The following is a 22,029-nucleotide window of genomic DNA, read 5'->3' on the forward strand; positions in this document are numbered from 1 at the left end:
ATGCCCGCCCTGAACGCCTGGAGTCCTCCATGTCCATCCTGTCCATGCTGAAGAAAGGCTGGGACTTTCTGACCAATCTGGTGAGCCGAATGATGCAAGCAAGTCCAACTCAAGTACGCGCCAACCTATTCACCGAAACCCATTTGCGTGTCGATCAGTTTGTGGCACCCGGCAGCACGCCGGGCAACGTGGGGATTTGCTTGTCCGGGGGTGGATCCCGCGCGCTGGTCGCCGGCATGGGCCAGTTGCGCGCCTTGCGGTCGATCAAGACGGCAGATGGCCGCGACCTGATCAGTCAGGCGAGGGCCGTGTCGGTGGTTTCCGGCGGGTCATGGTTGACCGTGCCGTTCATCTATCTGCAGGCTCAGACTTCGGACGACCAATACTTGAACGGTTATGTTGCTGATCCCGGCCGTCTGGTGCTGACCAACACGTCGGGTCATTCCCCAGCGGAGACGCTGGATCAGATTCCGGACGGCAATGCCGCGAAGGGCCCTTCGGACGAATCGTTCGGACCCGTCCTGCTCGCATTGCAGGTGCTCTTTCTGAAGAAGTTTTGGAAAGTTCCGACGCCCTACCTCTGGCAAACGGCGATTGGCCTGCATATCCTGAAGCCCCAGGGGCTTTATCCACACAATCGCAAGAAGGAGCCAACCTCCCTCTTTTCGTGGGATGCGGCGACGAAACAGAATCAGATCGTCAGCCTGAATCCTGATCTGGCGAATGCGACGGTGAGCCTGGTCGCCGATGGGTCGAATCGCAGCAAGCGGCCCTTCATGATCTGCAACATGTCGATGTTTCTGCGCATGCCGGGCACGACATTCGAGATGCTCGCACCCGTTCAGGGGACTGGTTTTGGTACCGGCATTTTTGGCAGTGTCGATGGCACTGACTACGCCAACAGAAGCCCCGGTGGCGGTGCCGTAGGCTCGTTTGCATTCAGCTCGTCGGTAGCCGCAGCCAACAACCCGGTCACAGTCTCGCAGAGCCGCCAGTACGCATTGATGGACATGGTCGGGACCAGCAGCGCGTTCTTTGCGGAAGCACTGCAGAACATCTTTGCCGGCTGGCGGCAAAATGCCGACAAACTGCATGACGACCTGATGCTCGCGCACCCGCATCTGACTCGCTGGATCGGCCGCTCGTTTCCGGCCGATGAGCAGGACGAAGCGATGGGCATGATGACGTCCATGTCTGCGGCAACGGGTGACCGCAGCAAGTCGATGGGCGTGGTCCGTGACAAATTGATGAGCATCATCGATGACGTGCGCGACCTGAGCCCTGAATACGCCTATTGGCCGGTCAAGAATCTGACCGTGCAGTCGAACAATCCGGTCACGCGATTTGCCGATGGTGGCAATCTGGAAAACACGGGCCTGGCCAGTTTGTTCAGCTATGAGGACATCGATCGTGCGCTGGCCTTTGTCAACGCCAGCAAGGCGATCTTCGCGTGTTCACTCGGTGTCTTCGATGCCAACGGTCAGGAAATTCCGGGCACACGCGTGTTGCTCGATTCCCAAGTCCCGATCCTCTTTGGCTATCAACCCTGGCAAAACGGCAAGGGCTATCGGCTTTATAAGGGCGACCCGAACCCGGTGTCGCCAATCTACCAGCACAATCAGATCTTTCCGTCGGAAGCGTTTGCCGATTTGTTGAAAGGTCTGTGGGCGGCGACCGGTAATACGAGCGACCCAGCCAACATGGGCATGAAAGACAACGCTACCGTGTCCGGCGTCAATGTGAACCCGCCGCTGTTCAAGCAGACGATGATGTTGCAGGCGAACGAATGGTTCGGTGTCCGGAAGCCAAGACAGGTGACCGTGCTCTGGTACTACCTCAATCGCTTCAAGCGTTTCTACGATGCCCTACAGCCCGACGTGCGGGCCGTGCTCGGGAACTTCGATCAGCCAGACAGCTATTCGAGCTTTCCGAACTTCAGCACGCTCAGTACGCACCTGAAAGCGCAGCAGATCAATCTGATGTCGAATCTGACCGCCTACTCGCTTGGCAACTCCGAGGACGTCGCCAAGATCACGTCGCTGTTCACGGATCCGTAAAGGCCTGGGCAACCTGCTCCAGGGTGGCACCACAACACCCTGGACGCCCAGTCCGGCAAGGTTCCTGATGACGCCTCGCGGGTTCGAACAGATTCTCCACACCATCGCCCGGGCGTTGCCCGTATGCTCGACGCTTCTTTGAAGGAGTCGATCATGAAGCAAGCCCGCTACAGCACCCGTGGCCCTGTTCCCCAGGACGTTATCGCCTGCGAAACGCTCGACACACCCGAACCGGGACCGGGCCAGGTCCGCATCAAAGTCCTCGCCGCGCCGATCAATCCCTCAGATGTTCTGACGCTTACCGGTGAGTACGGCATGTTGCCGCCGTTGCCCGCCGTGGGCGGAAACGAGGGGGTTGGCGTCGTTGAAGCGCATGGCGAAGGCGTCACCCAGCCGGCGGTTGGGCAAACCGTCTTGATTCCGGTTGGCGCTGGCACCTGGAGCACCCATGTGGTCGCCGATGCCGCCAAATTGATGCCCTTGCCGAACGGCGTCGACCCGATTCAACTGTCGATGCTCGTCGTCAACCCACCTACTGCTGCGTTGATGCTCAGTGAATTCGTTGACTTGCAGCCCGGTGAATGGGTCATTCAGAACGCGGCCAATTCGGCTGTGGGTGGCTATCTGATCCAAATCGCCAAGGCGCGGGGTTTGAAAACCGCCAATGTGGTGCGGCGCGAGAGCGCGATTGCCGACCTGGCCGATTCTGGCGCTGATGTGCTGATCGTCGATGGCCCTGATCTGCACAAACGCGTGGCCGAGGCAACCGGCAAGGCGCCGATTCGCCTGGGCATCGATGCGGTTGGCGGGCAATCCACCGAGAACCTCGCCCGCTGTCTCGCGGTCGGCGGCACGTTGGTGAATTACGGCGCCATGAGCGGCGAGCCCTGCTCCATTTCGCCCGCTTCTTTCGTGTTTCGCGACATCACGCTGAAGGGTTTCTGGCTGGCGCAATGGTTCCGCAAGGCGGCACCAGCGCAGCAGATGGCAGTCTATGCCGATCTCGCCAAGCGCATTGCGACTGGCGAACTGCACGCGCGCGTGCATGCGACCTATCCCGTGGAGGCAATCAAGGACGCCGTCGCTGCTGCGGCGAGCGGTGGTCGGAACGGCAAAATCGTGATTGTGCCGACACCCTGAGCAGACGGATCGGTGCGCCAGCAATGGAGGCGCCGTCCTACCACGACACATTGCCATGACCATTCCGACCAACAATCCATTTTCACCGCCAAGCGCCAACCTGGAGTCCGATGGGTTGACTGTTGACGGCGAGATGTCGCTTCACTATCGGCTGACCGCGCTGGACCACCTCAGATTCAACTTGCTCCACGTTTACACGCGCCTGTTTCCCCAGGCGGTCATGTTGACTGGCAGTGCGATCTTCGCGTCTTCATTCAGTGGGGGCGCGCCGAAGTTGTTGGTCTTCGTTGGGGCATATGCGGTCAACTCGCTGATACAACTGTTGGTGCTGGGTCTGATGGTCTTCAGCGCGCGTAACCGTCGTCTGTTGACCGATTACCAAACGGCTCTGACGGGCGCTGGACTCGTGGTTTCGACGCCATTTGTCAGATCGCTCTATTATTGGACTGGCGTTGAACGCGTGCGTTCTGGCCTCGGCATCACTGCTGTTTACGTAAACTCGAATGCCGCCCAGATCATCCCCAAGCGCGCCTTTGCCGGCGACGCTCAGCAAGCCAAATTTCTGTCAATCATTGCCGAGCGGCGCCTGGATGTTTGAGCCGGCATGGGCCTGACGCGCCTCTGATCTGTGTCAGGGACGCGTCAGTTCGTCCAGTGTGGCCTGACACCGCGCAGCGCTACGCCGGCCCCGAGACACCAACGATCAAGGTTGCGACGTAACCGGTTGATGTATTGCCCGCCACATTCGCAAGTTGGTAGGTGGTGCCATCGCGAAACACATTGTCGGCGGCGAAGCTGGTTACGGATGTGTTCTGCCCGCGGCTCGAATACAGACTTGAGTTGTAGACGGCGGTCGTGACATCTGGCGGGAACGCTATCTGCGATGTCACGGTCGCATTGCCGCCCAGCGTATTGTTCAAATACACCTGGAAGTGGATATGTGTGATCCGGCCGGCGTACCAACCGGGGTAGATGCTCGTGAAAACGACTTGCCCGGCGCTATCGCTGACTTGCACCCCGCGGAGGAATATCTGCCCGGTCGCGTTGACCCCGCCAGTCTGATTCGCGTATCCCGAATACACGCCGTCCTTGTCGCAGTGCCAAATGTAGACCGCGGCATTCGTGATTGGCGCGCAACTGCGATTGATGTTGACCAGCTTCAGCACCAACGTCAGCGGCACGCCCGTCTTCGATTCGCGAATGTCCTGGCGGACGATGCCGGTATTCGACAACACTGATGACAGTGGATACGGCCCTTCCGTCTCCGAGGGAATCAAACTGCACGTGCTGCCGAACAGGCACGCGCCAACCGCGCTCGGGCCGCGTTCGAGCGTGATGCTGCCGCTCTTACCGGCAAATTCGCCGCTGCCAAAGTGGTAGACGAGAGTGGCGGTCGTGCAACTCGTCAAGCTCAGCACGGCCGTTCCGACCGTTACGGTTGCAACGGTTGTCGCCGTATTGAACACGCCGCCAGTCGTCGACAGAATCTGAAATGTCAGGTTCTTGTCCCCATCCGCGTGCACCGCGCGCGCAGTGAACCAGCGTTGCCCGCTGACCCCGAGATTCGCGCCGTCTGGGGCATAGGTGTACCAAGCAAAGAAGCCTAAGTCATTCGCCGGATTGATCTCGAGAATGATGCCCTGACCTGCGACATTCGGATCGTGCCACGCGCCGCTGTAGCCGAAGTCGCTGACGGTCAGATTGCCCCCCGCCTCGGTGCATGCGATGTTCGCACCGAGTCTCGCCAAGGCAATGCTGCCGGTACGGCCATCGGTCAGGCTAAACGCAAACGTCGCTGCGAGGCAGGACGAAAACGTGAGGCTCGCGGTCCCAACAGACTGCGCAAACGTCACCGGCGCAGCGGCAAAGTTGCCACCAGTATTGCGATACACCGTGAGCGCTGCAGCCGAGGTGCCGGTGCGAATTTCGCCGGAAAACGAATACCAGCGTTGCGTGCTCGTGCCGCCTGCCGTCGTGTCGAATGTGAACCAACCGCCAAATAGCAAGCCGACCCCCGGTGAGATCAAGTCTGGATACACCTCCAGAATCAAGCCCTGCCCTTCGATGGCTGGGTCGTACCAGACCCCCGTCAAGCCTTGCTGATTGCCGTTCGGTGCCGCGGCTTTGCTTGCGGGGGCAACGGCCGATAGTCCGAGTCCGACACTCGCGAGGCCCAACGCGCCAAGCAACTTGCGGCGTCCGACGGTGGGCCCGGTGCTCAGTTCCTTTTGCACTGCTTCAGTCACTCTGGCGTTCATACTGATTCCTCTCATCAGGCACACAAAACGGTGGTTTCTGCAAAAGCCATACATTCGAGGACGGTGACGACACTGATTGCAAACAGCCCCGTCCTCGACGCTCCCCGATGCTCGTGGGGAGGGAGCCAACTCCCGCCCCCACGAAAAAGGGAGCGGGCTGGGGAGCGGTCTGCTGACGTCACGGGTTGTGCTCGAATGCGTGCGGGTCACGCCATCTTATGGTTCGGACCGAAGCGAGCCGTTAGAAAATCTGGGAGAAAAATCGAAGATTGCATGGCGCGAATGCGCAGCGCCAGCCAGAGTGCCCGTTGGCCCGCCTGAGCCAAGCCAGTATGGACGTGGCTTTGATCGCCTACGTGCAGGGTGACGCGACGCGCGTCAGGTCACGCTCATGTCAAACCGGAAGCCGACGCCATACACCGAATCGATCGGGTTGGCAGCGACCTCTTGAAACTTGCGCCTCAGGTTTCGGATATGCGTATCGACCGTTCGCTCAGTGACGACCCGATGATCGGTGTACATCGAGCCAAGCAACTGCTGACGCGACACAATGCGCGGCGATTCGCGCACCAGCACTTCGAGAATCCGGAACTCCACCTGCGTCAGGGCCAGCTCTTGACCGCGCCAGCGCGCCACGGACTGGGCCTGATCCAGCACGATCAGCGGCTGCGGTGAGCTTGTGTCGGCGCCGCCCTGCCTCGATCGCCGCAGGACGGCTTTGACCCGAGCGACCACTTCATTGGGATTGAACGGTTTGCAGACATAGTCGTCAGCGCCGGAATCGAGCCCCAGCATCCGATCAATATCGCGAACCTGCGCGGTGACCACGATCACCGGCAAGAACGAAGTCTGGCGGAGCTCGGTCAGAATGCTCAGGCCATCCCGACCCGGCAGCATCTGGTCCAGCAGCATGAGGCTGCAAGGCTCCTGCTTGAGCCACGGCAGTACGAGGTCGCCGTGGTCCAGCCAATGGGTGTTCATCCCAGCATGGCGCAAGTAGTCGACCAGCACGCTGGCGAGTCGCGGTTCGTCTTCAACGATCAGAATGCGCGGCGGGTTCATGATGACACCCGATTCAACGGTAACTGGACTCGAATATGCAAACCACCAAGCGGCGAATGTAACGCGCTGATCTGCCCATCGTGTGCCGCAACGATACTGGCCGCAATGCTGAGCCCAAGCCCCGACCCGGCCAGGCTACGGCCCCGGGACGCCTCCACGCGGTACAAGCGATCAAACAAGTGCGGCAGTGCTGCGTCCGGAACCGAAGGCGCCGAGTCTTCGATGCTGAGCACAACGTGATCGGCATCGCAAGCCATTCCTATCCGGACCTCGCCAGGCGGATCGGTATATCGAAGTGCGTTCTCCAGCACGTTATCGAGAACCTGGCCAAGGCGCTCAGGATCGCCATATAGCGGCGCGCTTGGCAATGGCGTGCATGACACGTTCAAGCCTTGTGCGAGCAAGCGGTTCCGAAAGCGATTTACGCCGGCCTGCACGATTGTTGCGAAATCGATCTCCTCTGGCTCACACGCAAAGCCCTGGCCTTGATGCAGGTCCAGCAGACTCAAGTCTTCGGCGAGTCGACTGAGGCGACGACACTCGCTCTGCAGTTGCAGCAATTGCTCGGGCGTCGCCGGACGAATGCCGTCGACCATCGCCTGAATCTCGGCCTGCAGAATCGCGACTGGGGTTCGCAGCTCATGGGCAATGTCACGCGTCCACCGCTCGCGCTCCTGCTGCATGTCGTGTAACGCTTGCGTCATCGCATTGAAGCGCTGCGCCAGCGTGCCGAGTTCATCGCGGCGATCGATCGGGAGCCGCACAGGCAACGCATCGGTCTGAAACTGCTCGATTCCGGCTTGCAGTGCACGCAGCGGTCGGGTCAGATTGCGCGCCAACCACACTGACACACCGACCGCGATCAGCACGGACACCAGGAGCGCAACCAGCAGCCCATGAGTTTGCAGTTTGCTAAAGGTCTGCTCGGGACCGAGGCTCAGCGTACGAACTCTTGGCACCTGCAGATAGCCAACGATCTGGCCTTGATGCGTCAGCGCCAGTTCGACCAGTACCTCATGCTGCGGTGGCAGCCCGGCCACCTGTTGGCGATCTGCATCAAGCAATCGGAGACGCGTCCAGGGCGTCGGACCAACCGGCTGATCGGGACGGCCCGCAGCACCTGGTGTTGCCATTTCAGGTGTTGGTCGCGGTGGTGGCTCGCCGAATCGATCGCGCTCGTCGCGCGGCGGTCGGTTGATTGGCGCATCCAGGTTGGACATTGGGGCCGTGGAACGTGGACTGATTGATTCGCTGGCATGACGCGGCTGTTGGGGGCGCTCCGTGCCGTCACGCCCCCCAACCAGCGCACCGAAACGACCGTCATCCCGTTGCAAGAACGTCCAACTGCCTTCGCTGTCGTAGGCTTGTTCGAGGCGCCGCGCTGCCGCCTCGGCCTGCTCAACCGCAATGGTATCGAGGTAGGCACTGAAGCCACGTTCAAACGAGTATGCCTGCCAAATTGCCAAACCAGCCAGCACCGCGACAATGAGCACGATGTTGCCAATCAACAGGCGATGCCAGAGGCGGCGCGGCATAGGGCTTGAGACTCAGACCGGAATCAGGCAAAGACCGAAACCAGGCAGCCCGAGTTCCGAGCTGCCCAAAGGACGCTGCGCATTGTCGCTCTTGAACCGCATCACGAGCCTTTCAATCAAGTCGCAATGGGCCCGCACCCGGGCGCTGCACGGGGTCGGTAAAGCCGTAAACCTCGTGGCTCGGCGGACCCAACGGGGCGACTGTTGGGTCAATGCCGGTCAGGCGTTGCACATGTTCTTTGAACCACACGTCGAACGACTGATCCGACGCCGCGTACCGCTCCGGTTCGTCGGTCAGCTCGTGCATCTGGGTGACGCAGATGACTTGATGCCCACCAGGAATCGCCTGCAGATGCCAGGATTCGTGCGCAATGTTGTAGCGACGATAGAACGCGTGCCGGGCCGGATTGGCCAACATCGCGTCGATGAATCGCTGCAGTTCTTCAGGGCTCACGAGCAACGGAAACGCACGGACGATCAGATTCACAGGTGACTCCGAATGTCGGGAACAGGTCCACGCGCTTCGATCGGCAAGTTTAAATGGCTCAGCCTTAGGCGTTGCCCCTGAGTCTATGACGACGGCGAAGAGATGACCACCGGCCCGCACACCGATGGATCAAGCGCTGCTCAGCAGGACCGTACCGAGCGCGATCGAACTGATGCCGATCAAGTAGACCACCAGAAACGCAGCATAATTTCCGGCCCGACCAAGCGCGAACAGGAAGTAGCCTGGAACGGTCAGGATCATGAACGCCTGAGCGCTGCTCTTCGCCTTGCACAGGAATATCCCGATGATCTGTGCAACCACCGCGATCAGGAGGCCACCAAGGAGCAGGATGCGACCCGCAGATTCGACGCCGCGAGCACCGAGCAATACAACGACTACAAGGAGGTACGCGACCACGCTAAATAGAATTTTCTGCTTCATTAAAGTTCTCGCGGAACATCCGTTTGGAGAGACGTCTTGATTCGGGGGTACTGAGTCTCAACGCTAGCCTTCGCCTGACCAAGCTATCGGCCGGACTGCGGGCGGGTCCAAGAGACGAACGTGGAACTATTCAGAGCACCTTTGGAGCCTCTGAACAAGTTCAGAGGCGATGCGGGCCATGGATGGCCCGCCCAGAATCAAACACGCAAGTGGTTGATTCTGGAGCACTGAGTCCGGACATGTGCCGGACTCAGTGCGGGTCTGAAAGTCCAGGATGGACTTATTCAGACCCTCCCTTTAAGTCCAGGACGGAGTTATTTAGATCCTCCTCAATGTACCTCAATCTGCGGTCTCAAAGTTTGATGCAAATAGGCGGTCTGGTGCTGATGGCAGCACATAGATCGCGGCGAGGTCTCCCCTTATGGCGGGCGCGGACGCCGATAGTCCGGCAGCGAGCGCCACGATCTGAGTACTGTCCGCGCTGAATCGAGGTTGTGCAACTTGGTTGTTGCTCGTTTCCAGAAGCGGGCTTTCGATCAACACATGCCGCCTGCCCGTCTGCCAATCAACGTTTATCAGTTGACGGTGTGTCGTACCGCGCTCCCCATCGCTCAAGTAGCTGAGCCAGACCCCATCAGGCGATAGTTCGCCAGCGGCGGGAACGAACTCCAGGTCCTGACTTACCAATATGGACTGCTGCGTCTGGCGATCATGGACAAAGACGTCAACGCGCTCGTCGCGATCGCCCGGGACGACATTGCCGGCATCTGTGTCAAATGCCACATAGCGACCATCGTCTGACACACTGGCATGATTAAGACGGAGCCCATTCAACGGCAGTCCGTCATAGCTCAGAGGCAGGGCCTGACTAGATCCTGACTGGCGATCGAGGAACTTGAGCGAGTTGCCGTGAATCCAGATCACATACTGGCCATTTCGACTGATCATCGGTGCAACACCGAGTCCCAACAACTCGGTACTGCCGAGCAGGCGATCACGCACAAATACAGAGGCCCCTGCTGGATTGGGACCTGCGACCAGATTGCTTGCTATCGACGTGAAGACGATGATGCGCGCGTCTTTTGACATACGCGCCTCATGTCCCCGGCCGATCGCGCCGCCGCCATCACCCGGCGTGCCAGCGCTGCTGACATTGACTTGCTCGATCGCCCCCGACTGCGTGTCGCGCATGAACAGGTCACAGATGAGTGGCGATGAGTCCAATCCCAAGGAATCGCAGGACTCGAACAATACCCATCGGCCGTCGGCTGACAAATCGGAGGCGGTCGATGCCTCAGTCGGTTCCGATCCATCAAGACGCAAGCCCACACGCCTGGTTTGCGCCAGCAAACGATCGCGGATAAATACATCCTCTACCTCGTTCAGATCGTTGCTTACCAAGTTGGAGGCCATCGACGAGAACAGTACAAAGCGACCGTCGCCGCTTGCTGCCTGCCGACGTTCGCGGACCAAGCCAAGACCAGGACCGACAATTCCTTGGCCAAGTCCGCTGGCGCCATTGGGCAGCAGATCCGCGGATTCGGTCGCTAAGGCGGCGCTGATCCAGAGCGAATTCCCTGGGCCCGGGCCTGACAAAATCAAGTCCGCGCGCTGATTCCGATCGTTGGGCAACAACGCACGCGAGGTTTGCTTGAGGATCAGGTCACCCGAGTTAGAAATCGCCTGGACGAGACCATGCGCCGTGCTTGAAGTCGTGACCTCCAGGGTCTGCAGGTCAATGATCTCCTGTACGGCGGGCAGATTGACCTCCCGGTCAGTACCCACGACCAAGAATCGGTGATCTCGAGAAAGCGCCAAGCCTACGTGCGCCTCGGACGCCCAGGCGTCGAGCGGCAGATGCGTATTGATGTTGTTGTCATTCAAGAAAAAGCCCGTAACGAAGCCACTGGGTGTGGCGCGTGGATCGAGACTATGGAAAATCAATCGCGAACAGTCGATCAGGGCGTGCCGCCCCGCGGTCACGGCATTCAACTCCTCACCGAAACTGCCGACACTTGCGCGGCGTGTCCCCAAACCGTTCGGTTGGGTGACAAAGTAGTCGACGATGCCATTCAGATCATCGTCCACATAAAGTTCCGACCGCGATTCGATCGAAACACACAAACCATCGCCACTGATCTGAGCACTGAGCGGCGGATGGTCGGTAATGTCGACACCTGAAGGTCGAACAGATGCGCGTGTTACGTGATTGGTTGATAGATCATAGACAAACACGTCAGCCATGCCGTTGACATCGTTTGTTACCCAGTTGTTGGCTTCTGACAGGAACACGATCCGTTGTCCAGACGCACTGATGCGTGGCCGGGTGCTTGGTCCGTTTGACTCTGCACCGGCAGGCGCCAGGCGGCGCAGCAGTTGGGTGCTGCGCTGGTATACAAAAATGTCCGAAGTGCCATTGTGGTCATCAGCGGTCAGATTGCTGGCATTGGACTGGAATACCAACCATTCACCGTCGGCGCTCAGATCTGGGTGCGAACTATCACCGTTGGCGGGCGCATCGCCGACTTGGGAGATGATGCGATTGCCGGCAAGCGTTTCGAACAGAAACACATCCCGATACTGGTTCTGATCCGCCTTCACCAGGTTGCTCGCCGTCGAGTCAAACGCGATCCAATTCAAGTCCGCGCTAGCGCTGCCATGCTCACTCGCACCGTTGCTTGCTGACATGCTTGCAAATGCTGCAGGTGACGCGAGTTCCAAAGCGTGCGCTGCAAACGCACTACTGAATAGGCCAGCCAGCAGCAAATTCCTGGATGCTTGGCTGAAGTGCTTCAGAAAAACCATGATTGACTCCTCGGATCGTCACTGTTCCCTGACTACTCGGCACAAGTAAGCCAGGATGATCACGATCATTTGGAATCGATTCAGGTTTGCTCGCATCTGCTGCCTTTTTACGAGACGCAACCCGCTCGGGTGATCCCAGCGGGCCTAGCTTTGACCAGATGTGCAGCAGCGATTGGTCTTGTATACGCATGGCGTGCCGATTCGACCAGTGCGTCGAATGGGCGTGGCGTCTGGACCTTGGCCGTTGCAAGACAGGCGCGCGTCAGACCCAATACGAAAGCCGTCGAACGTGACGTTCGACGGCTTTCACGGCCGACCAATCGTTCAGAATGAAACTGCTTCGCCGCAGTTCGCGATCACGGACAATGCGGATGTAAAGGTCGGTCGCGCTGAGTGGCATGCCTTGGTCCGGCTTTCGGTCTTGGCTGATTGCCACCTGGCGAAGCAATGGATAAATGGCTCGGGCCAGTTCCTCCTCTGCTGCCCGGTCGCCAGACTGCCAACGGCCAAGCAGACGGGTGATCGAAGCGTCATGATCCGTCATGGGTTGCCTCATGTTCCGAGAACGCGAGTCCGGTGACTCCGGACTCGCGTGAGCTTGCTGAACCCCGCTGTCAGTGTATTTGAGAGGTTCGTAAGCAGGACCGCGACACAGAACGCAACGCGATCTTCCGAAGATCGAGCGTTTTTTCCAATTCTTGCGACAACAAGAGTTGGGGCTAGAGGCGCTCCTGCCCGGCGCGCGCCCGAACATCTGTAAACGTCTGATCGCGAACCAGCAAGCCGTTCTCCCAGACGGTCTCCAACGCATCGACGAAGCCCATCGGCAACTGCGCGCCGGCGTCGGTCACTGGCACCGTCTGCCACGTGCCGTACTCCTGATGACGCGCCAAGGTGAGCTTGCCGCGCTTGCTGCGCTTGCCCTTATCGGTGATCGGGTCTTTGTAGACGTCGATCCATTCGCCATCAACGCGGGCCGCTGAGCACTTCAGCGCAAACTTCTGCGTGTCACGGTTCAACTGCTGCAACAGCGCGCCACCCATGCCGAATGCCAGGTTGTCGGTGCTGTAACCTGCACTGGTGATTCGCTCCAGAATCGCGCGGATGCTCGTTGGATTGACGCCATCACCTTGAATGACGCGGACGTGGTTCAGTACCTTGAAGCCCTTGCCGTTGACGGTGTGACCAAAAGACTCGTCCAGCAACGTCAAACACTGATGCACCACATCGACCGGCTCACCAGAGTCGGGCCGCACCACGAGCGTCGCACCGCTCTCGATGATCTGCTGGCGCAGTGTCTTGCCCCAGTGTTCACGCACCGCATGGAAGATATCGTAGCTATCGGAAACGACCGCGACGATCGAACCCGGCTTCGCGAACTGCTTCAGCATGTTGCGATAGGCGTCAACTTCGCGCTCGCGGCCCCATGACGTGATGGTTGAATGCTCGGCAGCTGGGATCGAAAAACCCGCAATGGACTCATGGTAATAGGCCCGTGCGGCCAACAATCCTGACACCGTATCGGTCCCCATGAAGTTGACCAGATGGGCCATGCCGCCGATTGCTGCTGACTCCGTGCTGGAAACGCCCCGGGCGCCAAAGTCGTGCAGCTTGAACGGCAACTGCGCCGCTGGGTCATCGCTCGTGCGTTCCAGAAACTGCCGAATGATCTGCTTGACGTGCCAGCTGATCGTCGCGACGGTCACCGGGTACCACAGGCGCAGCAGCAACGTCTCGAAATAGCTTGGCACCCAGAACGCCTGTGCGTCGGTGCTTTCGATCGTCACGAGACACTGGTGCGTCGGTACCACACTGCCTTCTGGCACCGCACGAATGCGGATCGGCAGGCGGCCGCCCAGGCGATCGACGATGTCGCGCCAGCCGGATTCATTGAACGGTTCGCCATGCGCGGCATACAGGTCGCGCGCCTCATCAACCTGTGCGTGGGTGATCGGATCGGCGAAGTATTCTTTCAGGATTGACTGCAAACCGAAAAACACCGTGCGGTCATAGACGCCGCCACGGCTCTCCACATAGAAGAACGTGGCATCGGTGCTCGGCGGATACTGCAGCCAATGGCTGGCCTTGTAGCTGTCGGTATTGAGAATCGGATTGTTCAACAATTGCATGACGGAAGCTCCTTCTCGTCTGATGGCTCAGAGTCTATCTACTGAGCGTTTTCTGGATGGCACACTGATTGCCCTGCTCACTGATTGCAGGCGCCCCGCACGGTGTCCCGTCGTAGCGAGGCTGTCGCTCAACTGCGACCTAAAAAGAACTCGAGAATATGCAGATGGTCCTCGAACAGCTGGGGCCCCATTTCGAGTGCCTCGCTGACTGGGATCCAGCGTGCTTTGTCGGCATCGTCGCCGCCCTTGACCACTGGCAGTTCACCAGCAGGGAAATCGAAATGGAACGCATGGGTAATCGTGCGACCACGAGCGCTCCGCTCGGGATGATCAAACACGTGGCTGTTCTTCAAGGAACCCCGGAGCACCGGAATCGGCAGCTTCAGGCGCGTCTCCTCGCGCAGTTCCCGGATACACGCATCGAACAGCGTCTCGGTCTGGCCCACAAAACCGCCCGGCAAGGCCCACAGCCCTTTGCCAGGCTCGGCGCGGCGCCGGACCAGCAGCACATGCCCGGAGTGCACGACGATGGCATCTGTAGTGACAAACGTCGGCGCATACGGCGCATCCGCCCATGCCGCCTTGTACTGTTCGATGAACTGATACTCGGATACCAATTGCGAAAATGCCGGTGACGACTTGCGGAATGCCTCCAGCATTTCGAACACGGGCTCCGGCACGTTACCGCGCAACATCAGCAAACCGCCGTGCACATTCACATTGCCCGCCTCGAACAGATAGCGGCGCAGCTCGGTCGCAGACAACGTTTCAGTGTGCTGCACGTCGACCAGTCGCCACTGTGGGAACTCCTGCAAGTAGTAGCTGGACGGGTCTTTCTGCTTGCCGATCAGACCGATCCGCAATTCGCCTACCGGGTCGGCCCCCAGGTCTTTGCGAATCGCCTCGTGCACGAGCCGCTGTACCGAGGCGATCCACTGCGCCTCGTTGTACAGGTGATCGCGCAGCGGCTGAATAATCAGCCGGCCAGCCGCGTCGCCCATGGTCGAACGAATCATGACTGCGCGCTCGGCAACGGACCAAGGATTCTTGACGGTTCTCGGCATATCGGCCGAGCCAATCAGGACGATCAATTTTCGGGCTTTGCCAAGCGCGTATCGTGCAACCGCAGCATGGCCGTTATGAAAGGGCTCGAAGCGCCCGATGAACACCAAATAGTCGTATTGTTCCATGAGACTCCCTCACGGCTAAAAAGGATGCCGGTGGTCTATCCACCGACACCAGCAGTATAGGTCAGGATCAGCGCTTGCCAAGGGAAAATGCGACCGCCTTCAACAACCATTCATCGCCAAATGCGTGAATTACAGCAAGCCGGGATTCAATCGCCACATGGCCCAGTTCAGCACCGATGCGAACGTTACCCAGGCCAGATACGGCAACAGTAACAGCGACGCCGCCCGACTGATCGGCCAAAAGAGCCGCATGCAGAGTGCAATACTGAGCCAAAGCGCGGTGATGTTGACCATCGCCCAGCCGCCGGCCTGCCAGGCGAAGAACACCCAGCTCCACAACCCATTCAGCACCAAATGCCCACTGAACCAGAGTACCGCGCGACCCGACTTGCCGGGAACCGCCAATTGCCATACGCGCCAGACTGAAACCGCCATCAGCGCGTACAGAACCGTCCAGACCGGGCCAAACAGCCAAGCCGGGGGCGCCCAACTCGGCTGCTGCAACTGCGTGTAGAAACTCGGCGCATTCATCGACCCGAATGCCCCGATCGCCGCAACGCCGAAGCAGCACACCAATGCTGAGCATAGTCCGAGGACAGATTGCCATAGCGGACGCGGTGGACTCATAACGGAACTCCAATTGATTTGAAGCGACAAGGATCGGGTGCCGATCGTGCAGGAGTCGACAAGACCGTGCGAAGTGCGAGCAGCTCCCCCTGCCCCGGGTTGCCGGAATGGGCGATAATGGCCTGTTATCCTGCGCTCCGGTCATGGCATGAACTTCAACTCCTGGCACTTCGTTGCATTTTTCCTGGTGGTCTTTCTGGTCACCTTGCCGATGCAGCGCTATTCCACGCTTTGGCGCGTGACCATGCTGGCGGCCAGCTACTACTTCTACGGCAGCTGGAACTGGATGTACCTCGGGCTGATCATGTTCAGCACCGTGTTCGATTTCTGGATCGGGCTGAAGCTCGATCGCACGCCGCACGTCAAACGCTGGATTGTCGCGTCGGTCATCATCAATCTCGGCGTGCTGGCGTTCTTCAAGTACGCGAATTTTGCGCTCAGCTCGGCGAATTGGGGGCTCTCGGCACTGGACGCCGCCTTTCGTTTCAATGCGATCGACGTGCTCCTGCCCGTCGGCATCTCGTTCTACACATTTCAGAGCATGAGCTACACGATCGACGTGTATCGGGGCGATCTGAAACCACGCAAGAGCCTGCTTGACTATGCCCTGTTCGTAGCGTTCTTCCCGCAATTGGTAGCCGGCCCAATCGTCCGTGCCAGTGAGTTCTTCAAAGATCTCGACAGCCCGAAGACCATTCCTTTGAAGGGCATTGGCTACGGCCTGATCCTGATTGCGCTCGGCTACGTCAAGAAAGTGGTGTTCGCCGATACGCTGGCCGAAGTGGGCGACCCGGTGTGGACGAACCCCGGAGCCCATTCGGGTTGGGACACCCTGATGGCGGTGTACGCGTTTGCGTTCCAGATCTACTTTGATTTCTCCGGGTATACCGACATCGCCATTGGCATCGCGATGCTGTTTGGGTTCGAGTTTCCAAAGAACTTCAATTACCCATACATGGCCCTGTCGATCCAGGACTTCTGGCGACGTTGGCACATGACCTTGTCGCGCTGGCTGCGCGACTACCTGTATATCGCACTCGGCGGCAACCGGATCAGCGTGTCGCGAACCTATATCAACCTGTTTCTGACCATGCTGCTTGGCGGCCTGTGGCACGGCGCCAGTTGGAACTTTGTCATCTGGGGGGCGTTGCATGGCTCGTATCTGGTCATTGAGCGCCTGGTCCTGAATCGAATTCCGGGTTGGCAGAGCGAGGCCCTGCCTGCAAAACTGCTGCGCTGGTTCGTGACATTCCACCTCGTCTGCCTGGCTTGGGTGTTCTTCCGTGCCGACACGTTTGCGGGCGCCCTGCAAGTGCTGAATCAGATCGGCGGAATTGTCGCGGAAGGCTTCAATCAAGGCGCTGTGAATGGACTCGCGATTCTTGCGTTTCTGCTTGGTGTCCAATGGGTCTTCGCCAAATTCGATCTCAAGCACCGGATCGGCGCAGGCCACTGGGCATTGCATGTCGCCGTTACCACAGCCGCCATTCTCACGTTGGTGTTGTTCACGCCGCAAACCGCGGCGCCATTCATCTACTTCCAATTCTGAGGCCAGACCCATGCGCTTTCTTCTGCCTCGAATCATTGGTCCGCTCCTGCTTCTGCTGCTGATCGAAATCCTGTTCCGACTCGGTGCCTGGGAGCCAATTGCTGCGCGCGACAGTCACAGCGGCACCAGCATCCGCGCCAAGCAGGCGGTCGCGGAATGGTCGGGGCCGATCGACTACATCACACTCGGCTCGTCGCGTGCCGAATACGGATTCGATCATGGCCTGCTGTTCAAGCATGCAAAATCGCGTGGACGCTCGCATTTGAATCTGTCGCAGCCCGGCTCGCACTGGCTGACGATCACGACGATCAGCGAGTGGTTGCGGAAACGACATCCCGAACTGAAAGGCGGCGTTATCGGTTTGTCGTATCTCGACTTTCAGTACCCCAAGAATGGCAGTTATGAGTTGGCCATTGCGCAACCCTTCCGACCGGTCCTGAGTCGTCCGGCGCTCTACCAGTTCCAGTTCGATCGGAACGATTTGTCCAGCTACGGCGCGTGGTCGGCGCTGTTCGCCTATCGCCAGGATGTCCGCGACTTTCTGGCACACCCGAGGAAGCGTCTGACGACCAACCAATGGTTTGCAGCCAACAAACCCTATCGTTTTGATGAGAATCCGGAAACGAACCGCGATGTTTGTGCCCTGCCCTGGGATAGCCTGGACCAGTGCCTGAATACCGTGCCCACAACGCCTGATGGCGCGGCCTTTCAGAACGCATGCCGAACGTTTGCGCCTACTGGTGCGCGCGTGGACTGGTCCAACCTGACCGAGCCATTGGCACCAGACCGCGCTGAGACGCGCGCGGCGATTCAAACTGCGATTCGAAGCTTGGACTGGCCCGAGCCACCCGTCATTGTGCTGCTACCGACGACCCATCACTGGCGCGATTCGATCACCGCACTTGGCGGCGCACGCTGGGCGCATCAGATACTGGACCCGCTTGCAGAAAGTGGTGAGATCGTCCTGATTGATCGCACGGAGTTCTTCGACGTGGACCAAAAGACGCGTTGCGATGTGTTCATCGATCTGCACCACCAGAACGGTTTGGGTGCGCGGGCGCTGACGGAGAATCTGTTACCTGAACTGGATCGCGCGCTGTATCAGCGGCAGTTGTAACGCCGTTCGGTGAACCTACTTCTTGCGGCGCGGTCGTGAACGGGACGGACGCAGCGACGCGGTCGGTACCGATGGCGCTGCCGCTTTTTTGATCGGCGCGGGCATATTCGCACCGGGCAAGTTTGCAGCCAGCCAGCGCCGTTGATCCGCCATGACCTTCAGACCAAACCCTGCCAGCACGGCTACCAGGATGGTCACGACAAAGATCACCATCATCAACGTACGCACCGACTCGGCAGCGTCCGAGAGCCATAGAAACATCGCGACAACCAGCAGCAAGCCCATGCCGCGGCCACCTGGTTGGAACTGCTGGTGGGCGATGGGCGCGCCGCTTTGTCGAGCCATCTGAAGGTCGAAAAGCCCGAGGAATGGCCAGAGCATGGCGAGTATTGCATTGAGCAGCCACCAGCGATCCTCGAACAATGCCGCGGGCTCCAGGCCCAGGGCACGCAGCTGCAAACCGAGGAGCGCGATGGCTGCTGCCATCGCATAACTGTCGACCATGACGCTCTGACCCGGATCAGTTTGCTGGAGTGCGGACGCGAAAATCCGCTTCTCGCCTTTCCGGTATGCCATGACCATCGCCCACACGAGGCGGTCTTCGTTCTCAGTGTCGACCGCAGCCCGGTATTCGGTCCGGAACAACAACCACTTCAATGCTTCGGCCAGCACGCCGCCGCTGTGCCCCGCGACCAACAACAGCAATAGCGACAGCGGCGACCATCCGAGTTGGTAGAGCCCAAACAAGCCACTGCTGGCAATCAGGCTCCAGTGGACCATGTTCCAAGCCTGCGCACGCAGAATGGCTGGAGTCAGTCGGGACAGCGCGCCGGCGGCGTGTTGGCGATACCGCCGTTCGAAATCGGTGGTGATGGTGACCTGGCTGGATGACGTCGATTCGGAGCGCACGGCGAACCTCTCATCTGACGCACGATAGCTGATTATTCTGCCTTGCTGAGCGATTTGCGTGTGATCGCCAAGCTGATTGCAAGTAGCCCTTACCCTAACTCGGTCCCACTCGCGTGCGAGTGCCAGTCGCAACGAAGGTGTGCTTATTCGCGTATCAAACTGTTGTCCCGAGGCGGCGCTAGCGCTCGGCCTACTCGCCGTCAGACCAGCGAAACAGAGTGTGTGAAACCGGCTTTGGCGCCTGCACACATGGCGTCTGACGCCATCGCAAGACGGCTTACTCTGTTGTCGTCATCCCGACGCAAGTCGGGATGACGGCAATGAGATGGCCTCTGGTGAGATCCAACCGAGACTCGCGCCTCAAACTGTCGTGCGACTACCCGACTGTGACGGCGGCCAATGACCGCTCCAATCGGCTAAATCCCAGCCCGCTCAGCGCGCGCCAATGGCCGGCAATTCGCGGTCGTCCGGACCAATGTAGTTCGCACTCGGGCGGATGATCTTGCCATCGATTCGCTGCTCGATCACATGCGCACTCCAACCGGACGTCCGCGCGATCACAAACAGCGGGGTGAACATCGCCGTCGGCACACCCATCATGTGATAGCTCGACGCGCTGAACCAGTCGAGATTCGGGAACATCTTCTTCAGGTCCATCATCAACGTTTCGATGCGTTCGCTGACGTCGAACAGCCGCATGTTGCCACCGTCCTGGCACAGGCTGCGGCTGATTTCCTTGATGATCGGGTTGCGCGGGTCACCGATCGTGTAGACCGGGTGGCCAAAGCCGATGATGATCTCTTTGCGCTCCATGCGCGCACGAATGTCGGCATCGGCCTCATCCGCACTGCGGTAGCGCGCAATGATGTCCATTGCGACTTCGTTGGCGCCACCGTGCTTCGGGCCACGCAGCGCGCCGATCGCACCGGTGATTGCCGAATAGAAATCGGAACCGGTACCAGCGATTACCCGCGCGGTGAACGTGCTGGCGTTGAACTCATGCTCGGCATACAGAATCAGCGACTGATCCAAGGCACGCGTGTGCAGCGCACTCGGCTTCTTGCCATGCAGCAGATGCAGGAAGTGTCCGGCGATGGTGTCATCCTCTGTTTCCACATCGATGCGACGACCATGATGGCTGAAGTGATACCAGTACAGCAAAATTGAGCCGAAGCTCGCCATCAACTTGTCGGCAATGTCGCGCGCTTCGTTGATGGGCCGCGACTCCTTCTCCGGCAGCACGGTACCAAGCACCGAGCAGCCCGTGCGCATGACATCCATCGGATGCGTCGCAGCCGGAAGCAATTCCAGCGCCGCCTTAACCTGAGGTGGCAGGCCGCGCAGACGCTTGAGCTTGTTGCGATACGCGTTCAGCTCAGCCTGATTGGGCAGATGCTCATGAACCAGCAGATAAGCAACTTCCTCAAATGTGGTCTGTTCGGCGAGATCCTTGATGTCGTACCCGCGGTAATGCAAATCGTTGCCGCTGCGACCGACTGTACAGATGGCCGTGTTGCCAGCGGCGACGCCGGATAGCGCAACCGACTTTTTCGGCTTGGGCAGATTGTTTGCGGGTGAATCGCTCATGGTCGGGAGACTCCAAATATTGACGCAGGAATTCTTTAGGGAGAGTCTGAGTCAGTCCATCCTGGACTTTCAGACCCGCAATGAGTCCGGCAGCTGCCCCCGACGAAGGCCGGGATCCGGACTCTTTGCCTCAGAATCACGCACTGACGTGTTTGACTCTGGGCGTGCCATCCATGTCCCGCATCGCCTCTGAACCGGCTCAGAGGCTCCTCAGCGGCGAACGGTCAAACAAAACCAAGCAATGAAAAGGACTCCAAACAGCAGCACTAGCGCTGTAACCTGATTCAGTCCCGGAATTGGGGTCGCTCCGAGCAAAACGGTGAGCGTCGCAAAATCGTTCTCGAAATTGCTGTCATGAACGAAATAGCTAGGCGCCGCAGTACCTTGAAATTGGACAATACGGGCCTGCGACAGTCGGTCGGACGTCGCATTCACCGGCCGCTCGAAGTAGCAAACACGTGACGAACGCGCCGGCAACGACTCCAGATAAGCGTAGGAGAAACAATTGTCTCCGGCCGGATCAAGAGCCGGTAGACACGCACCAGGGGACGCGCTCAGAAGTGGGTGCGCGATGACACCAGACCCCAATAAAGGGCAAGGGCCGAGATCTACTCGCCCGAGATCGTGATCAGAAGGATTGGTAACAGTGACTTCAAGGTGTGCGAGCTGATCTTCCTGGTTCGGGAATGGCGCAACTTGCCGCATCGTGACTTGCAGGTCTGCTTGCGGACCAATCTGCCACGTCGTCGGATGCATCGAAGCCGACCCAAGAGAAAACCGCTGGAAGACCAAGGTCGCGCCGCCTGCCACCGGCGCTCCGTCACGCGACACCTGCACTTGGCAGTTGACGGTTGTATTTGGCGGTACTGCGGTCGCAAGGATGAAGATTTGATTTCCGCCAGAATAATTGGCGGAACAGGCTCCGCTGGCGAAAACAGTGTGGTTGCTCAAACTATCCGGCACATTTGCAAAGTATCGGATGTCTTGAACCGATGCACTGGTGTTCTGAAACTGAACATCAACCAACTGCGAGCCGTTAGGCGCCACCAGCACCTCCACACGGTCCTGTGCAGACACCGCCCCGGAGACACTACCGATCAGCAGCGCGGAGCCAAGAAGGAACCCAAGCTTCATCT

General features: G+C 59.2%; 18 protein-coding genes. 5 read left to right on the forward strand and 13 right to left on the reverse strand.

Going from position 1 to position 22,029, the window contains the following annotated elements; all coding sequences use genetic code 11:
* Nucleotides 1–29 precede the first annotated feature (29 nt).
* The 3 genes from C7S18_RS08850 to C7S18_RS08860 all read left to right on the forward strand — a co-directional run bounded on the left by C7S18_RS08850 (nucleotide 30) and on the right by C7S18_RS08860 (nucleotide 3,795).
* Nucleotides 30–2,057: a hypothetical protein gene (locus C7S18_RS08850; RefSeq protein WP_146151838.1), complete on the forward strand. Its 2,028-nt coding sequence runs from the start codon at nucleotides 30–32 to the stop codon at nucleotides 2,055–2,057.
* 153 nt (nucleotides 2,058–2,210) lie between these two features.
* Nucleotides 2,211–3,197 (forward strand): zinc-dependent alcohol dehydrogenase family protein, encoded by a 987-nt coding sequence (locus tag C7S18_RS08855; protein WP_106893978.1) that lies wholly within the window; start codon nucleotides 2,211–2,213, stop codon nucleotides 3,195–3,197.
* A 55-nt stretch (nucleotides 3,198–3,252) separates the two neighbouring features.
* Nucleotides 3,253–3,795 (forward strand): YcxB family protein, encoded by a 543-nt coding sequence (locus tag C7S18_RS08860; RefSeq protein ID WP_106891216.1) that lies wholly within the window; start codon nucleotides 3,253–3,255, stop codon nucleotides 3,793–3,795.
* Between the two features lie 79 nt (nucleotides 3,796–3,874).
* Here C7S18_RS08860 and C7S18_RS08865 read toward each other — a convergent pair whose 3' ends face one another.
* The 10 genes from C7S18_RS08865 to C7S18_RS08910 form a co-directional block, all read right to left on the reverse strand.
* Nucleotides 3,875–5,455, reverse strand: a complete 1,581-nt coding sequence (locus C7S18_RS08865) for an intradiol ring-cleavage dioxygenase (RefSeq protein WP_106891217.1) — start codon at nucleotides 5,453–5,455, stop codon at nucleotides 3,875–3,877.
* A 378-nt stretch (nucleotides 5,456–5,833) separates the two neighbouring features.
* Nucleotides 5,834–6,517 (reverse strand): response regulator, encoded by a 684-nt coding sequence (locus C7S18_RS08870; protein ID WP_106891218.1) that lies wholly within the window; start codon nucleotides 6,515–6,517, stop codon nucleotides 5,834–5,836.
* Complete coding sequence (locus C7S18_RS08875; RefSeq protein ID WP_106891219.1) at nucleotides 6,514–8,052, reverse strand: ATP-binding protein; 1,539 nt, start codon at nucleotides 8,050–8,052, stop codon at nucleotides 6,514–6,516. The genes C7S18_RS08870 and C7S18_RS08875 overlap by 4 nt, the downstream gene beginning before the upstream one ends.
* Before the next feature lie 112 nt (nucleotides 8,053–8,164).
* Entirely contained in the window at nucleotides 8,165–8,539 is a 375-nt protein-coding gene (locus C7S18_RS08880; protein WP_106891220.1) for a hypothetical protein, read from the reverse strand.
* Between the two features lie 129 nt (nucleotides 8,540–8,668).
* Nucleotides 8,669–8,980 (reverse strand): hypothetical protein, encoded by a 312-nt coding sequence (locus C7S18_RS08885; RefSeq protein WP_106891221.1) that lies wholly within the window; start codon nucleotides 8,978–8,980, stop codon nucleotides 8,669–8,671.
* A 339-nt stretch (nucleotides 8,981–9,319) separates the two neighbouring features.
* Entirely contained in the window at nucleotides 9,320–11,785 is a 2,466-nt protein-coding gene (locus C7S18_RS08890) for a TolB-like translocation protein (RefSeq protein WP_106891222.1), read from the reverse strand.
* A 262-nt stretch (nucleotides 11,786–12,047) separates the two neighbouring features.
* Nucleotides 12,048–12,329, reverse strand: coding sequence for a hypothetical protein (locus C7S18_RS08895; RefSeq protein ID WP_106891223.1), 282 nt, complete (start codon nucleotides 12,327–12,329; stop codon nucleotides 12,048–12,050).
* 175 nt (nucleotides 12,330–12,504) lie between these two features.
* A complete protein-coding gene (locus tag C7S18_RS08900) occupies nucleotides 12,505–13,914 on the reverse strand; it encodes a nicotinate phosphoribosyltransferase (RefSeq protein WP_106891224.1) in 1,410 nt (469 codons plus the stop codon).
* A 128-nt stretch (nucleotides 13,915–14,042) separates the two neighbouring features.
* Nucleotides 14,043–15,104, reverse strand: coding sequence for a bifunctional nicotinamide-nucleotide adenylyltransferase/Nudix hydroxylase (locus tag C7S18_RS08905; protein WP_106891225.1), 1,062 nt, complete (start codon nucleotides 15,102–15,104; stop codon nucleotides 14,043–14,045).
* A gap of 129 nt (nucleotides 15,105–15,233) precedes the next feature.
* Entirely contained in the window at nucleotides 15,234–15,731 is a 498-nt protein-coding gene (locus C7S18_RS08910) for a TspO/MBR family protein (RefSeq protein WP_106891226.1), read from the reverse strand.
* A gap of 148 nt (nucleotides 15,732–15,879) precedes the next feature.
* Between C7S18_RS08910 and C7S18_RS08915 the strand changes: the two genes are divergently transcribed.
* Both C7S18_RS08915 and C7S18_RS08920 read left to right on the forward strand, forming a co-directional pair.
* Nucleotides 15,880–17,280, forward strand: coding sequence for an MBOAT family O-acyltransferase (locus tag C7S18_RS08915; RefSeq protein WP_106891227.1), 1,401 nt, complete (start codon nucleotides 15,880–15,882; stop codon nucleotides 17,278–17,280).
* Nucleotides 17,281–17,290: 10 nt separating this feature from the next.
* Nucleotides 17,291–18,397, forward strand: a complete 1,107-nt coding sequence (locus C7S18_RS08920; RefSeq protein WP_106891228.1) for an SGNH/GDSL hydrolase family protein — start codon at nucleotides 17,291–17,293, stop codon at nucleotides 18,395–18,397.
* Nucleotides 18,398–18,412: 15 nt separating this feature from the next.
* Here the strand turns inward: C7S18_RS08920 and C7S18_RS08925 are convergent, their stop codons facing one another.
* The 3 genes from C7S18_RS08925 to C7S18_RS08935 all read right to left on the reverse strand — a co-directional run bounded on the left by C7S18_RS08925 (nucleotide 18,413) and on the right by C7S18_RS08935 (nucleotide 22,027).
* Nucleotides 18,413–19,306 carry a hypothetical protein gene (locus C7S18_RS08925; RefSeq protein ID WP_106891229.1) on the reverse strand — a complete coding sequence of 298 codons (894 nt, stop codon included), beginning with the start codon at nucleotides 19,304–19,306 and terminating at the stop codon, nucleotides 18,413–18,415.
* Nucleotides 19,307–19,738: 432 nt separating this feature from the next.
* Nucleotides 19,739–20,893, reverse strand: a complete 1,155-nt coding sequence (gene prpC, locus C7S18_RS08930; RefSeq protein WP_106891230.1) for a bifunctional 2-methylcitrate synthase/citrate synthase — start codon at nucleotides 20,891–20,893, stop codon at nucleotides 19,739–19,741.
* A 210-nt stretch (nucleotides 20,894–21,103) separates the two neighbouring features.
* Nucleotides 21,104–22,027: a hypothetical protein gene (locus C7S18_RS08935; RefSeq protein ID WP_106891231.1), complete on the reverse strand. Its 924-nt coding sequence runs from the start codon at nucleotides 22,025–22,027 to the stop codon at nucleotides 21,104–21,106.
* Nucleotides 22,028–22,029 lie beyond the last annotated feature (2 nt).

Origin of the sequence: Ahniella affigens (assembly GCF_003015185.1) — a bacterium.
Classification (GTDB): domain Bacteria; phylum Pseudomonadota; class Gammaproteobacteria; order Xanthomonadales; family Ahniellaceae; genus Ahniella; species Ahniella affigens.

Coding starts and splice junctions, on each gene's coding strand:
- C7S18_RS08905 (WP_106891225.1), bottom strand. CDS start 15,104: ATGGAACAATACGACTATTTGGTGTTCATCGGGCGCTTCGAGCCCTTT.
- prpC (WP_106891230.1), bottom strand. CDS start 20,893: ATGAGCGATTCACCCGCAAACAATCTGCCCAAGCCGAAAAAGTCGGTT.
- C7S18_RS08900 (WP_106891224.1), bottom strand. CDS start 13,914: ATGCAATTGTTGAACAATCCGATTCTCAATACCGACAGCTACAAGGCC.
- C7S18_RS08850 (WP_146151838.1), top strand. CDS start 30: ATGTCCATCCTGTCCATGCTGAAGAAAGGCTGGGACTTTCTGACCAAT.
- C7S18_RS08855 (WP_106893978.1), top strand. CDS start 2,211: ATGAAGCAAGCCCGCTACAGCACCCGTGGCCCTGTTCCCCAGGACGTT.
- C7S18_RS08860 (WP_106891216.1), top strand. CDS start 3,253: ATGACCATTCCGACCAACAATCCATTTTCACCGCCAAGCGCCAACCTG.
- C7S18_RS08870 (WP_106891218.1), bottom strand. CDS start 6,517: ATGAACCCGCCGCGCATTCTGATCGTTGAAGACGAACCGCGACTCGCC.
- C7S18_RS08910 (WP_106891226.1), bottom strand. CDS start 15,731: ATGAGTCCACCGCGTCCGCTATGGCAATCTGTCCTCGGACTATGCTCA.
- C7S18_RS08915 (WP_106891227.1), top strand. CDS start 15,880: ATGAACTTCAACTCCTGGCACTTCGTTGCATTTTTCCTGGTGGTCTTT.
- C7S18_RS08935 (WP_106891231.1), bottom strand. CDS start 22,027: ATGAAGCTTGGGTTCCTTCTTGGCTCCGCGCTGCTGATCGGTAGTGTC.
- C7S18_RS08895 (WP_106891223.1), bottom strand. CDS start 12,329: ATGACGGATCATGACGCTTCGATCACCCGTCTGCTTGGCCGTTGGCAG.
- C7S18_RS08885 (WP_106891221.1), bottom strand. CDS start 8,980: ATGAAGCAGAAAATTCTATTTAGCGTGGTCGCGTACCTCCTTGTAGTC.
- C7S18_RS08875 (WP_106891219.1), bottom strand. CDS start 8,052: ATGCCGCGCCGCCTCTGGCATCGCCTGTTGATTGGCAACATCGTGCTC.
- C7S18_RS08920 (WP_106891228.1), top strand. CDS start 17,291: ATGCGCTTTCTTCTGCCTCGAATCATTGGTCCGCTCCTGCTTCTGCTG.
- C7S18_RS08890 (WP_106891222.1), bottom strand. CDS start 11,785: ATGGTTTTTCTGAAGCACTTCAGCCAAGCATCCAGGAATTTGCTGCTG.
- C7S18_RS08865 (WP_106891217.1), bottom strand. CDS start 5,455: ATGAACGCCAGAGTGACTGAAGCAGTGCAAAAGGAACTGAGCACCGGG.